Origin of the sequence: Rugosimonospora africana, assembly GCF_016862975.1 — a bacterium.
Classification (GTDB): domain Bacteria; phylum Actinomycetota; class Actinomycetes; order Mycobacteriales; family Micromonosporaceae; genus Rugosimonospora; species Rugosimonospora africana.
The window spans coordinates 376111-390885 of record NZ_BONZ01000013.1 but is presented as its reverse complement, the minus strand read 5'-3'; the positions used below and the strand labels follow the sequence as shown (position 1 = coordinate 390885).

The 14775-nt window shown below is 70.9% G+C and carries 13 protein-coding genes; 4 read left to right on the top strand and 9 right to left on the bottom strand.

Going from position 1 to position 14775, the window contains the following annotated elements:
• Nucleotides 1-43: 43 nt before the first annotated feature.
• The 4 genes from Raf01_RS07525 to clpB form a co-directional block, all read right to left on the bottom strand.
• On the bottom strand, nt 44-862 hold the full coding sequence (locus Raf01_RS07525; RefSeq protein ID WP_203916977.1) for an SDR family NAD(P)-dependent oxidoreductase: 819 nt from the start codon (nt 860-862) through the stop codon (nt 44-46).
• 171 nt (nt 863-1033) lie between these two features.
• Nucleotides 1034-1681, bottom strand: coding sequence for a hypothetical protein (locus Raf01_RS07520; protein WP_203916976.1), 648 nt, complete (start codon nt 1679-1681; stop codon nt 1034-1036).
• A 224-nt stretch (nt 1682-1905) separates the two neighbouring features.
• A complete protein-coding gene (locus Raf01_RS07515) occupies nt 1906-2487 on the bottom strand; it encodes a hypothetical protein (protein ID WP_203916975.1) in 582 nt (193 codons plus the stop codon).
• 25 nt (nt 2488-2512) lie between these two features.
• The gene (gene clpB / locus Raf01_RS07510) at nt 2513-5104 is read right to left on the bottom strand and encodes an ATP-dependent chaperone ClpB (protein ID WP_203916974.1); all 2592 of its coding nucleotides are present in this window, start codon (nt 5102-5104) and stop codon (nt 2513-2515) included.
• Nucleotides 5105-5645: 541 nt separating this feature from the next.
• On the opposite strand from clpB, the gene Raf01_RS07505 reads away from it, so the two are divergent.
• On the top strand, nt 5646-6077 hold the full coding sequence (locus Raf01_RS07505) for a hypothetical protein (protein WP_203916973.1): 432 nt from the start codon (nt 5646-5648) through the stop codon (nt 6075-6077).
• A gap of 4 nt (nt 6078-6081) precedes the next feature.
• Here Raf01_RS07505 and Raf01_RS07500 read toward each other — a convergent pair whose 3' ends face one another.
• From Raf01_RS07500 to dnaK, 5 genes are all read right to left on the bottom strand, one after another.
• Nucleotides 6082-6324, bottom strand: a complete 243-nt coding sequence (locus tag Raf01_RS07500; RefSeq protein ID WP_239133438.1) for an antitoxin — start codon at nt 6322-6324, stop codon at nt 6082-6084.
• Nucleotides 6325-6424: 100 nt separating this feature from the next.
• Nucleotides 6425-6859: a heat shock protein transcriptional repressor HspR gene (locus Raf01_RS07495; RefSeq protein ID WP_203916972.1), complete on the bottom strand. Its 435-nt coding sequence runs from the start codon at nt 6857-6859 to the stop codon at nt 6425-6427.
• Nucleotides 6852-8030, bottom strand: coding sequence for a molecular chaperone DnaJ (gene dnaJ / locus Raf01_RS07490; protein ID WP_203916971.1), 1179 nt, complete (start codon nt 8028-8030; stop codon nt 6852-6854). The genes Raf01_RS07495 and dnaJ overlap by 8 nt, the downstream gene beginning before the upstream one ends.
• A gap of 37 nt (nt 8031-8067) precedes the next feature.
• On the bottom strand, nt 8068-8793 hold the full coding sequence (gene grpE, locus Raf01_RS07485; RefSeq protein ID WP_203916970.1) for a nucleotide exchange factor GrpE: 726 nt from the start codon (nt 8791-8793) through the stop codon (nt 8068-8070).
• Nucleotides 8790-10670 (bottom strand): molecular chaperone DnaK, encoded by a 1881-nt coding sequence (gene dnaK, locus Raf01_RS07480; RefSeq protein WP_203916969.1) that lies wholly within the window; start codon nt 10668-10670, stop codon nt 8790-8792. The genes grpE and dnaK overlap by 4 nt, the downstream gene beginning before the upstream one ends.
• A 163-nt stretch (nt 10671-10833) precedes the next feature.
• Between dnaK and Raf01_RS07475 the strand changes: the two genes are divergently transcribed.
• From Raf01_RS07475 to Raf01_RS07465, 3 genes are read left to right on the top strand one after another with little or no spacing between them, the layout of a single operon-like run.
• Nucleotides 10834-12624, top strand: coding sequence for a P-loop NTPase family protein (locus Raf01_RS07475; RefSeq protein WP_203916968.1), 1791 nt, complete (start codon nt 10834-10836; stop codon nt 12622-12624).
• Nucleotides 12625-12658: 34 nt separating this feature from the next.
• Nucleotides 12659-14317 carry a GTPase gene (locus tag Raf01_RS07470; RefSeq protein ID WP_203916967.1) on the top strand — a complete coding sequence of 553 codons (1659 nt, stop codon included), beginning with the start codon at nt 12659-12661 and terminating at the stop codon, nt 14315-14317.
• Complete coding sequence (locus Raf01_RS07465) at nt 14314-14742, top strand: hypothetical protein (protein WP_203916966.1); 429 nt, start codon at nt 14314-14316, stop codon at nt 14740-14742. The genes Raf01_RS07470 and Raf01_RS07465 overlap by 4 nt, the downstream gene beginning before the upstream one ends.
• Nucleotides 14743-14775: the final 33 nt, after the last annotated feature.

The following is a 14775-nucleotide window of genomic DNA, read 5'->3' as shown; positions in this document are numbered from 1 at the left end:
GGGCCCGGCTCCGATGGCCCAGCGGGTGTGGGCACCGACGGCCTCATCGCCGGCCTCTGCTGGCCGAGTCGCCCCGGGTGTCCGAGTCGCCCCGGGTGTCCGGGGACAGCCGCCGTACCAACGCGGCCGGCGCGTGCCGCATGCCGAAGACGAGCGCCTTGTATCGCAGGCCGGGAACGCTGACCAGCCGGCCCCGGCGGAGGTCGCGCAGCGCGCCGGCGGCCACCTCGTCCGCCGTCAGCCACATCCAGTCGGGCGTCGCGGACATGTCGATGCCGGCCCGCTCGTGGAACTCGGTCCTGGTGTACCCGGGGCACAGCGCGAGAACCCGAACGCCGTGCCGGCGTACCCCGAGCGCCAGCGATTCACTGAAATTGATCACCCACGCCTTGCTCGCCGGGTACGTCGAGCCGGCCATCACGGCACCGAAGCCCGACACCGACGCGACGTTCACGATGTCGCCGCGACCCCGCTCGACCATCGCGGGCAGTGCGGCGTGAGTCAGCCGCATGACCGCGCGCACGTTGACATCGAGCAGCCGTTCCTCGTCTTCCAGATCGGTCCGCAGAAACGAACCCTTGACGCTGAACCCGGCATTGTTGATCAACATATCCACCGGGCCGGTCGAGTCGCCCAGCCGCTGTTCGACGGCCCGACAGCCCTCGGCGGTCGACAGGTCGGCCGGCAGTGTGGTGACACTGACGCCGTGCGCCTCGCCCAGGCCGTCGGCGACGGCACCCAGTCGCTGTTCGTCGCGCGCGACGAGGATCAGATCCCAGCCCGCGGCCGCGAGCCGGCGAGCGAAAGCCGCACCGATGCCAGAGGTCGCTCCGGTGACGAGTGCGGTCTGACGGACTTCCACGGTCGGCCTCGCTTGAGAGGTAGGGAGTCCAGAAAGGTGTTACCAGGGGCGCGATGTTCGCTTCGCACCGTACCGGCCCCCGTGCCGGTCCGGTTGCCCGGATCGGCCCAGGGGCCGGTACGCGTTCGAGTCGCCGACTGAGTCGATTCGCTGTTCGAGCCCAGCGAACGACTAGGCGGGCGGGGCGGGCGGCTGGTCGGGCGGCGGGGTGCCGCCCGGGTTACCCGGGTTACCGGGGGCACCCGGTACCGGCGGGTATCCGGGCTCCGTGCCGCCCTGCGCCCCCGGTGCGGACGGGTAGGGCAGGCTCGGGTACCCGGGCTCGGCCGCACCCGGCGTGCCCGGCGCCGCCCGGCGGAAGTACGGGTTGGAGGCGGGCAGGGCGAGCAGGATGATCACGAGGATCGCACCCAGCAGCCCGATCACCGACACGACCGTCGTCACCGGCGTCAGCCAGGAGGGCCGGGCCTGATCGATGAAGTGGTTGACCGTGGCGCTGCTGACGCCACCGGACGAGTTGCTCGTCGTGGTGAACCGGGAACTGAACCCACCGGTCGCACCGCCGCACAGGCACAGCACGCTGAGCCCGACGAGTACCCAGGTGGTGATCCGGGCGCCCTGGCTGCCCCGCATGATGGAGCGCGCCAGGATGGCGACGACGATCGCCAGGATGATCGTGATGACGGCACTGACGACAGCGATCGCGGTGAACGCGGTGGCCACCTGATCCGGAGTCGGGCTGGTCGAGTTGGCGTACGCCTGGCGGAGCGCGTCGGCCAGCTTGCCTATCACCGACAGCTGTAGCACCGCGTTGATCACGAGTAGTAATGCGACCAGATACTGTACGTATCCGGCCGTAGTGACTGTGCCCGGCCGGCTATCGGCGGGGGCCCCGGGTGCGGCATATGACACGGCCATTCCTCCCATTCAGACCTGCGCACACGCTAGCGGCCGAGGGCAAGCGCCGCGACCCGAAACACGCGCCTCACTCGATGCTGTCGATGACTGTGCTCGCCTCCGCCAAAGATCGGCTCCGGCTGTGCTCAGTCGACCGGCACCAGGTAGACCAGCCGTTCCGCGCGGAAGAACCGGTTCGAGACCGGCAGCAGCAACAGTACGAAAGTGACGAGTAACAGCGGGTAGATAAGCAGGGCGGCGGCGTCCGCGGCGGCGAACCAGGCCGGATAACTGGCGTCCTGGAGCCGGACCGCCTCCCGCTCCAGCGCGGTGTTCTGCGAGGCGACGAGATTGTTGGCCACCACCGTGCCGGTGCAGCACATCAGCAGGGCGACGGACGCGGCGAGGGACACCAGCCGTGCCCTGTTGCTCGCCCGGCGGAGGCCGGCCGCGCTGGTCAGCAGCACGAGGACGCACACCAGCAGGACCACGAGCGTGACGGCGTCACCGCTGTTGCTCGCGGACTTCTCGGTGCCGATGTCGGCCGCCGTGGCTCCCGTCGCCCGGCCGGCCCGGTCCACGAGTGCGGGGTACTTGGCCAGGTCGTACACACAGGCCGCGGCCTGCAACAGCAGAACCGCGGCCGTGCCGAGCAGTGCGCCGGTGGCGACGGTGACGGTCCACGGCCGTCGCCACCGGGGCATCGGAGGTGGGGTGGGATGGCTCACCGGGCAGAGGGTACCGGCGAGCCGATCAGGCGGCGGTGACCGCCAACCCGTCCTTGCTCTCGCTGAGGTCGACCACCACCGTGTCGCCGTCGCGCACGGTGCCGGACAGCAGTGCGCGGGCCAGTTGGTCGCCGATCGCCGACTGCACCAGACGGCGCAGCGGGCGGGCACCGTAGATCGGGTCGTACCCGTTGAGAGCCAACCACTCCTTCGCCGGCTCGTGGACGGTCAGCGTCAGCCGCCGGTCGGCCAGCCGCTTGCCCAGGTTGGCCAGCTGAATGTCCACGATGGACTTCAACCCGGTCGAGGACAGGGCGCTGAACACCACGATGTCGTCCAGCCGGTTGAGGAACTCCGGCTTGAAGTGAGTGCGCACCACCTCGAGCACGGCATCCCTGCGCTGCTCGTCGCCGAGCGTCGGATCCGCGATCGCGTGGGAACCCAGGTTCGACGTCAGGATCAGGATCGCGTTGCGGAAGTCCACGGTGCGCCCCTGGCCGTCGGTGAGCCGCCCGTCGTCGAGTACCTGGAGCAGTACGTCGAACACGTCCGGGTGGGCCTTTTCCACCTCGTCGAGCAGGATGACCGAGTACGGGCGCCGCCGTACCGACTCGGTGAGCTGGCCGCCCTCCTCGTACCCGACGTACCCGGGCGGCGCACCGACGAGGCGGGCCACCGAGTGCTTCTCGCCGTACTCGCTCATGTCGATGCGAACCATCGCCCGCTCGTCGTCGAACAGGAACTCGGCCAGCGCCTTGGCCAGCTCGGTCTTGCCGACACCGGTCGGGCCGAGGAACAGGAAGCTGCCGGTGGGCCGGTCCGGGTCCGCGACGCCGGCCCGTGCCCGGCGCACCGCGTCGGCCACCGCCCCGACCGCCTCGGCCTGACCGATCACGCGGGAAGCCAGCGATTCCTCCATCCGGAGCAGCTTCGCGGTCTCGCCCTCCATCAGCCGGCCGGCTGGAATGCCGGTCCACGAGGAGACCACGGCCGCGATGTCGTCGACGCCGACCTCCTCCTTGAGCATCGCGCCGTTGGCCTGGAGGCCGGCGAGTTCCTGCTCGGCCCGGGCCAGCTCGTGCTCCAGCTCGGGGATTCGCCCGTACCGCAGCTCAGAGGCGCGGCCCAGGTCGAAGTCACGCTCGGCCCGGTCGGCCTCGCCGCGCAGCGCCTCCAGTTGCTCCTTGGCCGCGGAGATCTTCTGGATGTGTGCCTTCTCGTTTCGCCAGCGCTCGGACAGCGCGGACAGTTGCTCGCGCTTGTCGGCCAGTTCGCGGCGCAGCCGCTCCAGGCGCTGCGCCGAGGCGGGGTCCGGCTCCTTGGCCAGCGCCATCTCCTCGATCTCCATGCGCCGCACGGCCCGCTCGATCTCGTCGACCTCGACCGGCCGCGAGTCGATCTCCATGCGCAACCGGGACGCCGCCTCGTCGACCAGGTCGATCGCCTTGTCGGGCAGGAACCGGTCGGCGATGTACCGGTCGGACAGCGAGGCCGCGCCGACCAGGGCGGCGTCGGTGATCCGCACGCCGTGGTGCACCTCGTAGCGCTCCTTGAGGCCGCGCAGGATGCCGATGGTGTCCTCAATGGACGGTTCGCCGACCAGTACCGGCTGGAACCGCCGCTCCAGCGCGGGGTCCTTCTCGATGTGCTCGCGGTACTCGTCGAGCGTGGTCGCGCCGACCATCCGCAGTTCGCCGCGGGCCAGCATGGGCTTGAGCATGTTGCCGGCGTCCATCGAGCCCTCGCCCTTGCCGGCACCGACGACGGTGTGCAGCTCATCGATAAACGTGATGACCTGACCGTCGCTGCCCTTGATCTCCTCGAGTACCGACTTGAGCCGCTCCTCGAACTGACCGCGGTACTGCGCTCCGGCCACCATCGCCGCCAGGTCGAGGCTCACCAGTCGCTTTTCGCGCAGGGACTCCGGCACGTCGCCGGCCACGATGCGCTGGGCCAGGCCCTCGACGATCGCCGTCTTGCCGACGCCGGGCTCGCCGATGAGGACCGGGTTGTTCTTGGTACGGCGGGACAGCACCTGGATGACCCTGCGGATCTCCGAGTCCCGGCCGATCACCGGGTCCACCTTGCCTTCGCGCGCCTTGGCGGTGAGGTCGACGCCGTACTTCTCCAGCGCCTGGTACTGCTGCTCGGGATCGGGGCTGGTCACCCTGCGGTTCCCGCCACGGATCTGCGGGAACGCGTCGACCAGTGCCTTCTCGGTCGCGCCCGCCTCCTGCAACAGCCTCGCGACGGCGCCACCGACCTGTGCGAGGCCGGCGAGCAGGTGCTCGGTGGAGACGTACTCGTCGCCCAACGGCCGGGCGATGGACTCGGCGGCGTTGACCGCGTTCACCAATTCCCGGGAGATGTTCGGCTCCGCCACGCTGGACCCGCGGGCGGACGGCTGTGACTCCACCGACCTCAGTGCCGCCCGGCGAATGTCCGCCGGGTTGGCGCCCACCGCACGCAGCAGCGCGGGGGCGGTCGAGTCACCGGTGTCCAGCAGCGCGAGCAGCAGGTGCCAGACCTCCACCGTGGCGTGGCCTCGCTGGGTGGCGTTGGCTATGGCAGCACTGACGACCTCGCGGCTCTTCGTGGTCAGACGCTCAACGTTCATGGGCTCCCCTGTTAACGACAATCCATGGGGTACGACGTAGCTGGACTTGAGTCTATTCCGCTCAACTTTCCTTGGCGAACCGTGTGCCCCGTCACATACGACGGCGTCAATGTGGGCATCGTGAACTCGATAACGATGGACTACGGATCGTCCAGGGAGTGGGGCGATGCGGTGATCGCGACGGCCGACTCGACGCTGGCGCAGACGGCGACCAGCTGGCCAACCTCACGTCCGCCACACCGCACCGGATTGCTCGGTGTCACCCGATGATCGGGCTACCGGTTCACGAACGTCTTCGGCGGCTTCAGCGGCTGAGGAGGCGCGCGTCACGGGTTCGGACCGGGCTGGTCCGCCGCCAGGCGGACCAGCCCGGTCCGTCGATGAGAGCGTCGACACAGGCCAGACCCGGAGCAACCGCTCGATAGGGCACAGTTCACGTAACGGAGGGCGTGAATTACGAACCGAAGTCTTCCGTTCACGGGGATCCTCGGGCTACCGTGACGCCACCTCGGCGGGTTCGTCATCGCAGGAGAGTCTTCTGGTGCGCGCACAGCAAACGGCGTTCTCTGGCTTCGCCAATCCGGTGGATCCCACACCGGCGGAGCTGCGCGCCTGGGCGCACCAGCCCGACGTGGTGCCGCTGCACACCATGCCGCCCGACTGGGACCTGCTCGTCTCCGGCGACCACCTGATCGGCACACTGCTGGAGCTGGCGCTCGACCGCGGTTGCCCGGCTCGCCGGTTCGCCCTGCACTGCCTGTATATCTACGCCGCCGACGGGATCCGCACGAACTTCCGCGCACATCCGAAGCGGCGGCTACGCAAGATGGTGGAGAGCGTCGAGCAGGACGGCGACGAACTGCTGCGGATCTGGGCACACAACGTCCGGATGCTGATCGCCCGGCCCGAACTCTTCGACTACCACGACTGGTGCGAGGGCGGCCTGGTACGCCACCCTCGCCGCCTGTCCTGACCGGCTACTGCTGCTGCTGATCGGGCTTCTGCTGCTGGCCCATGGGCTGCTTGTTCATCGAGTCGATGCCCTCGTGCGCCCGGCTCTGGCCCTTATCGATCTTGTCGCTGTACTTGTTGCCGGTCATGTCGTCGGCCTTGTCTCCGGCCTTGTCGACGACCTGCTTCATCTTCTGCTTGGCCTTGTCCGCCATCCCCATGATCTGGCCCCCGTCCCAGCGTCGAATGAAAGGATCACTCCAGTTCAACGTACGTCAGGATGGGGCGGCGTTGGCCGGAACCGGCTAATCGGTTCCGGTCCGGCGGGCGGCCGGGGAGGGGCTGTTCGACCCGGACGGCCGGAACCGGCTATTCGGTCCCGGCTCGCCGCGGACGCCAGACCACCAGTGCGGTGCTTCGGTCCCGGCTGCGTACGAGGTCACGTCCGCCCCCGTACGCGACGACCTGCGCGAGTCGTTCCTGCGCGTCGGCGAGGTCGGCTTCCAGGTCCATGATCCGCTGTTGCAGCTCGGTCACCAGCTGCTCCAGCTCGATGATCCGCTTGACGCCGGCCAGGTTGACTCCGTCCTCCTGGCTCAGCCGCTGGATCTCGCGGAGCAGGGCGACGTCGCGGGCGCTGTAGCGTCGGCCGCCGCCGGTCGCCCGGCCCGGCTGGACCAGGCCCATCCGGTCGTACTGGCGCAGTGTCTGCGGGTGCATGCCGGCCAGCCGCGCGGCCACCGAGATGATCAACACCTTGGCGTCCGACGTGTGCTCGATCGAGACCACGAACTCGTCACTCATGGCGCACCTGCCGATCGATGTGCTCCCGCGGAGCCGCCGGGGCGGACGCCGCGTACGTCTGCAGTGCCTCCCGGGCCGACTCCGGGAGATCCTTCGGTACCACGACATCAACCGTGACCAACAGGTCGCCCGGGTTGCCTTCCCGCCGCGGTACGCCCTTGCCCCGTACCCGGAGGGTGCGCCCGGACGGCGTACCCGCCGGTACCCTCACGGTCACCGAGCCGTCGAGGGTCGGTACCCGCAGGTCTACCCCATTGACCGCCTCGGGGAACGTGATCGGGACGTTCAGCGTGAGGTCGTCGCCGTACCTGCCGAACAGCGGGTCTTCCTTGACCTTGATCAGTACGAACAGGTTTCCGGCCGGACCGCCCCGCTCACCCGGCTCGCCGCGCCCGGCCAGCCGGATCTTCTGGCCGTCGGCGACGCCCGGCGGGATGCGGACGTTGAGCGTGCGGGTCTTGGTGACCCCGCCCGTGCCGTGGCACTCCGGGCACTTCTCGTCCACGATCGTCCCGACGCCCTGGCACTCCCGGCACGGCTCGGCGAAGCTGAACGAGCCCTGGTTGCTGGTCGTGACCCCGGCGCCCTGACAGACCGGGCAGGTCCGCGGCTGGGTACCCGGCTTGGCCCCGCTGCCGTGACAGGTGTCGCAGACACCCGGCGCGCGCAGGGTCAGCGGCAGGGTCGCGCCGTTGACCGCGTCGCGGAAGTCCAGCGAGACCTCGGCCTCGACGTCCCTGCCCCGCCCCGGACCCCGCCGGGTGGCGGTGCGAGCACCGCCACCCGAGAAGATGGAGCTGAACAGGTCGGAGAAGCCGGCTCCGCTGAACCGGCGATCGCCGGTCGCCGCGCCGGCGTCAGCGAAGATGTCGGACATGGTGAACGGGCCGCCGCCGCCACCGGCGCCCCGTGAGCTACGCCGGAACGCGCCGGAGCCGAACAGCTGGCGCATCTCGTCGTACTCTTTGCGCTTGCGGTCGTCGGAAAGCACGTCGTAAGCCTCGGAGACGGCCTTGAACCGCTCCTCCGCCTCGGCGTTGCCCGGGTTGCGGTCCGGGTGCAGCTCACGCGCGAGCTTGCGGTACGCCTTCTTGATCTCGTCGGCCGGAGCGGACTGCGAGACGCCGAGGACGGCGTAGAAGTCCTTCTCCAGCCAGTCTTTCGAACTCACAACGCCACCTCCCCTGGTTGTTCATGAATCGCTGGCGTCATTCGGGGTCCGCCACCGCGACCAGCGCGGGACGCAGCAGGCGCTCACCGAGCAGGTAGCCCTTGCGCAGGATGTCCACACAGGTCGGTTCGGCCACGTCGGCCGAGGTCAGGTGCGCGACCGCCTCGTGCACCGTCGGGTCGAACGGATCGCCCTTCTCCCCGAACGGGGTGAGCCCGAACTTGGTCAGCGAGCCGAGCAGCTGCTCGGCCACTGATCCAAACGGCCCGACCAGGTCACCGTGTTCCCGTGCCCGGTCCAGGTCGTCGAGCACCGGCAGCAGAGCGACCAGGACACCGCCCGTCGCCTGCTCGCTGACCAGTACCCGGTCCCGTTCGACCCGCTTGCGGTAGTTGGCGTACTCGGCCGTGACCCGTTGCAGGTCCCGGACTCGCTCGTCCAACTCCTCCCGCAGCGCGGTGAGTTCGGCACCCAGCGGGCCAGGCGACGGCTCGGCGTCGAGGGCCGCCTCCGGCACCTCGCTCGGCTCGATGACCTCGCCGACCACCACCGATTCCTCCTCGGTCTCACCCGCCGTAGCGGCGTCCGTGCCGTTACTCGCGGCAACCGGCTGCTCCGGCGCGTCGGCCGGGTCGCTCGGTTCGATCGGATCGTCCTTGCGGATCTTCCGCCTGTCCCGGATCACCAGAGGCGGCTGCTGCGCCTCCGGGCCGTCGGCGGGCGCCGAGTCGGCGCCCGCCGGATCCCTTTCGGTACCACTCACTTCTTGTCGTCCTCGACGATCTCGGCGTCCACAACGTCCTCGCCACCGGTCGTGCCACCGGCGGTGGTGCCGCCGGCCGCGCCGGGCTGCCCGTCTTCGGGGCCGCCGGCCGCACCTGGCTGACCCTCGCCGGCCGCCTGGGCCTGCGCGTACAGCTGAGAACCGGCCTTCTGGGAGGCCGTCGCCAGCTTCTCGTGCGCCGACTTGATCTTCTCCAGGTCGTTTCCGCCGAGGGCCGCGCGGAGCTCGCCGAGCGCCTCGTTGATCTCGTCCCGGCCGTCGGCGGGCAGCTTGTCGCCGCTCTCCGCGAGGAACTTCTCGGTCTGCCACTGGAGCTGCTCGGCCTGGTTGCGGGTCTCCGCTTCCTCACGCCGCCGCTTGTCGTCGTCGGCGTGCTCCTGCGCGTCCCGCATCATCCGCTCGATGTCGTCCTTGGGCAGCGCCGAGCCACCCGTCACCACCATCGACTGCTCCTTGCCGGTGCCCAGGTCCTTCGCGTTGACGTGCATGATGCCGTTCGCGTCGATGTCGAAGGTGACCTCGATCTGCGGCACGCCACGCGGCGCCGGCGGGAGGCCGGTCAGCTCGAAGGTGCCGAGGTTCTTGTTGTACGCCGCGATGTCCCGCTCACCCTGGAAGACCTGGATCAGGACCGAGGGCTGGTTGTCGTCGGCGGTCGTGAAGATTTCCGACCGCTTGGTCGGGATCGTGGTGTTGCGCTCGATCAGCTTGGTGAAGATGCCGCCCTTGGTCTCGATGCCCAGGGACAGCGGGGTCACGTCCAGCAGGAGGACGTCCTTGACCTCGCCCTTCAGCACACCGGCCTGCAGCGCGGCACCGACGGCGACGACCTCGTCCGGGTTGACGCCCTTGTTCGGCTCCTTGCCACCGGTCAGCTGCTTCACCAGGTCGGACACGGCGGGCATACGGGTCGAGCCACCGACCAGGATCACGTGGTCGACGTCGGAGACCTTGATGCCGGCGTCCTTGATCGCCTGCTCGAACGGGCCCTTGCACGCGTCCAGCAGGTCCTGCGTCATCCGCTGGAACTCGGCGCGCGACAGCTGGGTGTCCAGGTGCAGCGGGCCGGCGCTTCCGGCGGTGATGTACGGCAGGTTGATGCTGGTCGTGGCGGCCGCGGACAGCTCGATCTTGGCCTTCTCGGCGGCTTCCTTGAGCCGCTGGAGGGCCATCTTGTCCTGGGAGAGGTCGATGCCGTGCTGGCCACGGAAGGTCTTGACCAGGTGGTCGATGACCCGCTCGTCCCAGTCGTCGCCACCGAGGTGGTTGTTACCGGCGGTCGCCTTGACCTCGATGACGCCATCGCCGAGCTCCAGCAGGGACACGTCGAACGTGCCACCACCCAGGTCGAAGACGAGGACGGTCTGCTCCTTGGAGCCCTTGTCCAGGCCGTACGCCAGTGCCGCCGCGGTCGGCTCGTTGACGATGCGGAGCACGTTGAAGCCGGCGATCTCACCGGCCTCCTTGGTCGCCTGGCGCTGGGCGTCGTTGAAGTACGCCGGTACGGTGATCACCGCGTCGGCGATCGACTCGCCCAGGTACGACTCGGCGTCACGCTTGAGCTTCATCAGCACCCGCGCGGAGATCTCCTGCGGGGTGTACTTTTTGCCGTCGATGTCGATGGACCAGTTCGTGCCCATCTCCCGCTTGACCGAACGGATCGTCCGATCCGGGTTGGTCACCGCCTGGCGCTTGGCCACCTCACCGACGAGCACCTCACCGTTGCGGGCGAACGCGACGATCGACGGTGTGGTCCGCGACCCTTCGGCGTTCGCGATGACGGTGGGTTCGCCACCCTCGAGAACGCTGACCACCGAGTTGGTCGTCCCGAGGTCGATGCCGACCGCACGTGCCATGTTCGCTGCCTCCGTTGTTGACTTCCCCGGTCCCTCGAAGTTGAGCGGACCGGACTCAATAGTGACACGCGTTTGCGGGGTGTCAAGTGGGAGTTGAGTGTGGTCGGCGCAACTCGATATTGGGTAGTGGCGTCACAGGGACGTATCGGGCAGGCTCATGGGTGTGACCCGGCGTACCGTATCGCCCCCGGCCGCTCCGTCCTCGTCCACCGGCGTTCCCGCGCTGAGCGCCGCCCTGAACGAGTTGCTCGCCGTGCTCGCCGCGGCGCGGTATCCGCTGGTGGCGACCGCTGCCGAGCCTGCCAGCGAGGCGTCCCGGACCATGGTCGCGCAACTGCGCGACTACCTGCTCCCGCGGCTCGGCGGGCTCGGCGCGCCGTTGCTCGTGGTCGTCGGCGGCTCCACCGGCGCGGGGAAGTCGACCTTGGTCAACAGCCTGGTCCGCGCGCCGGTCAGCCAGGCCGGCGTGCTGCGCCCGACCACCCGTGCCCCGGTGCTGGTGCACCACCCGGCGGACGGGCGCTGGTTCCACGAGCGACGGCTGCTGCCCGGATTCGCCCGTACGACCGGCCTGAACGGCGGCCCCGGCAGCCTGCGGCTGGTCGCGGCGACCGGGCTGACTCCGGGGCTGGCGCTGCTCGACGCGCCCGACATCGACTCGGTGGTGGCCGCCAACCGGGAGCTGGCCGAGCAACTGTTCGCCGCCGCCGATCTCTGGCTGTTCGTGACGACCGCCGCCCGGTACGCCGACGCGGTGCCCTGGTCGGTGCTCGCCACCGCCCGGGACCGGGGCACCGCGCTGGCGATGGTGCTGGACCGGGTACCGGCCGACGCCCAGGAGGAACTCGGGGAGGACCTGGCCGCGATGCTCCCCGAGCGGGGGCTGGCGGCGGCCCGGCTGTTCCTGGTGCCCGAGGCCCAGCTCGACGGACAGGGGCTGTTGGCGGAGTGGCTGGTCCAGCCGATGCGGGCATGGTTCGCCGGGCTGGCCGCCGACCCGGCGATCCGGGCCGGGTTGGTGCGGCAGACCGTCGGTGGCGCGGTGGCCGCCCTGGTACCGGCCGTCGCCGGGCTGATCGACGCGGCCGAGGAGCAGATCACCACGGCGACGGCGCTGCGCGACTCGGTGCACATCGCGCACGCCGACGCGCTGGCCACCCTGGACGCGGCGATCGGCGACGGCAGCGTACTGCGCGGCGAGGCGCTCGACCGGTGGCAGGAGTACGTGGGCACCGGCCAGCCGGGTCCAGGGCCCGGCGCCCGGCTCCGGGACCGGTTCGGCGCGACGATCGCGGGCAGGGCAGGACCCGCCGGACGGCTGCGAAGCTCCCTGTCGGCGAGCCTGGCCACAGTGATCTCCGCTGCCGTGACCCGTGCCGAGGAGCGGGTACGGGCGGCCTGGCGGGGCCAGCCCGAGTTGGGCACACAGGTACCCGCGGCCGACGACCCGGACACAGAGGCGCAGCACCTGGTACGGCTCTGGCAGCGCTGGCTGCTGGACCAGGTGCGCCGCGATCCGTGGGACGAGGGGCTGCCGACCCGGTCGGGGTACCCGGCCACCACCGCCGGCCTGCTCGTGACGATCGCGGTGCTCGCGCCGCCGACATCCGATGCCCCCGGCTCGCCGGAGGCGGACCGGGCCGACCCGGCGACCGGCGGCGGGGCAGGCGCGGGCCTGGCCCTGCTGCACTCGATCCGGGCCGACGAGACGCTGCGCGAGCTGGCCGGGCGCGCCGGGGCCGATCTTCAACGGCGGCTGCGGGAGCTGTTCGACGCCCGGTCGGCCCGGTTCACCGGCGCCCTGGCCGGCGTCGAGGTCGCCGTCGATCAGCCGGAACGGTTGCGCATCGCGGGTCACGCGGTGGCGACGGCGTCGCCCGTCGCGGTCGGCCGGCCGGTGGTGCCGCGACAAGCGGCTGCCACTAGCCTGCCGGCGACGGAGCCATCAACATAGGTGAGCACCGGCGAGCGCGCCGGACTGCCGGCGCATGACTGAAGGGCTGCGGGTGGAGCAGGGGCTGGATGTCGCGTTGCCGCGTGGGCGTCACGGGTACGATCCCGACCGCGACCGGCCCCGATCGGACCGCGTCGACGCCGATTCGCTGGTGACCCGCGCGGCGGCGCTCGGCCGGTTCGCCCGGGCGGCGTCCGACGTGCTCGACGCCGAGCGGCTCGCCCCCGCCCAGGCTCTGAGCGAACGCACCGGCCAGCGGCTGGCACGCTCCCGCGATCACACCGTCGTCGCGCTGGCCGGCGCCACCGGCGGCGGCAAGTCCAGCCTGTTCAACGCGCTGAGCGGGCTGACCCTGTCGGACGTCGGGGTACGGCGGCCAACCACCGGATATGTGCACGCGTGCGTGTGGGGCAGCGCCGGCGCGGTACCGCTGCTGGACTGGCTCGACGTTCCGGATCAGCTGCGGTTCAACCGGGAGAGCGCGCTGGACGCGGACGACCACGCCGGGTTGCGCGGGCTGATCCTGCTCGACCTGCCCGACCTCGACTCCGTCGCGGCGGAGCACCGGGCCGAGGCGGAGCGCCTGCTGGAGCAGGTCGATCTGGTGGTCTGGGTGACCGATCCGCAGAAGTACGCCGACCGGTTGGTGCACGAGTACCTGCACCGGTACACCCGGCTCCGGGAGATCACCGTCGTGGTGCTCAACCAGTCCGACCGGCTGGCCAGCGCGGACACCGAGCGGTGCGTGGCCGACCTGCGCCGGCTGCTGGACGCGGACGGGCTGGGCGGAGTGCCGGTGCTGCCGACCAGCGCGGTCCGCGGGGCGACCGGGGTGCTCGGCCTGCGCCGTGAGCTGGAGAAGGCGGTGACCAGCCGGCAGGCGCAGCTGCGCCGGCTCGACAGCGACCTGCGCGAGCTGGTCGTGAACCTGTCGGACACGGTCGGGCCACCGGCTGTCGACCTGGGCCGCAGCGTGCTGCGCGGGCTGACCGAGGCGCTGTGTTCGGCGGCCGGCGCACCGGCGGTGGCGAACGCCGTCGCGCGGGCGTACCGGTACCAGGCGCGACGGATCATGGGCTGGCCGCTGGTCCGGTACTGGCGGCGGCAGCCGGACCCGTTGGCCTGGCAGTACCCGGGGCTCACCACGGAGGCATCCGGAGCGCTCGCGGTACCGGCCCGAGCCCAACCGGCGGCGGTCGACCTCGCGGTCCGCGGACTGACCGAGCGCGCCGGTGCCGGCCTGCCCGACCCGTGGGCGTCGGCCATCGGCACCGCGGCCCGGTCGCGGCTCGGCGAACTACCGGGAGCGCTGGACGCCGCGATCGATCATGTCGACCTCGGACCGTCGCGTACCCCGGCCTGGTGGCGGGTCGTCGAGGCCGTGCAGTGGCTGCTGACGGTGGCCGGCGTGGCCGGGGTGGGCTGGCTGATCGCCCGGCTGTTCCTGCCCGGGCTGGGGAGCATGAGCCGGCCGGTCATGCTCGCCGGGGCCGGGCTGCTCGGCGGCCTGCTGCTGGGGGTGCTGGTCATGCCGCTCGCCGCGGTCGGTGCGCGGACCGCCGGCCGGGAGGCCAGTGGTCCGCTCGAGTCGGCGGTGGCCGAGGTCGCCAACGAGTACGTGGTCCGGCCGGTGCGCGCGGTGTCGATCCGGTACGGGGAGGCTCGCGAGGCGTTCGAGGCGGCCCGGCAGTGACCGCGGCGCGTCGCCGGCTCGTACGCCGGGGGGTGACGGCGGCGCTCGGTCTGGTCGAGCTGTCCTGGGGCGCCTGGGCATATGCCGCCCCGGCCAACTTCTTCCAGCACTTCCCCGGCTTCGGGCACCGGTGGACCGGGGCCTACCTGCCGTACAACGAGCACCTGACCAGCGACCTGGGCGCCACGTTCCTCACCCTGGGCGCCCTGCTCGTAGTCGCGGCGGTGCTCGACGACCGGCGGGTGAACATCGTGGTACTCGCCGGAGTGGCCGGGTTCAACGTGCTGCACCTGGCGTACCACGCCAGACACCGGGGCGAGCTGGTCGGCGCGGACTACGCCGCCAGCCTGGTCGCGCTGGTGCTGGGCGTCCTGGTACCGGTCGCTCTGCTGGTCGCGAACCGGCGCCGGCGCGGCCGGGGCTGAGCCGGACTCCCGGGCTGAGCCGGCGCGGCCGGG

Excerpts from the sequence above, each read along its gene's own strand:
- clpB (WP_203916974.1), bottom strand. The coding sequence starts at position 5,104 with ATGAACGTTGAGCGTCTGACCACGAAGAGCCGCGAGGTCGTCAGTGCT.
- Raf01_RS07470 (WP_203916967.1), top strand. The coding sequence starts at position 12,659 with ATGACTGAAGGGCTGCGGGTGGAGCAGGGGCTGGATGTCGCGTTGCCG.
- Raf01_RS07495 (WP_203916972.1), bottom strand. The coding sequence starts at position 6,859 with ATGAGTGACGAGTTCGTGGTCTCGATCGAGCACACGTCGGACGCCAAG.
- dnaK (WP_203916969.1), bottom strand. The coding sequence starts at position 10,670 with ATGGCACGTGCGGTCGGCATCGACCTCGGGACGACCAACTCGGTGGTC.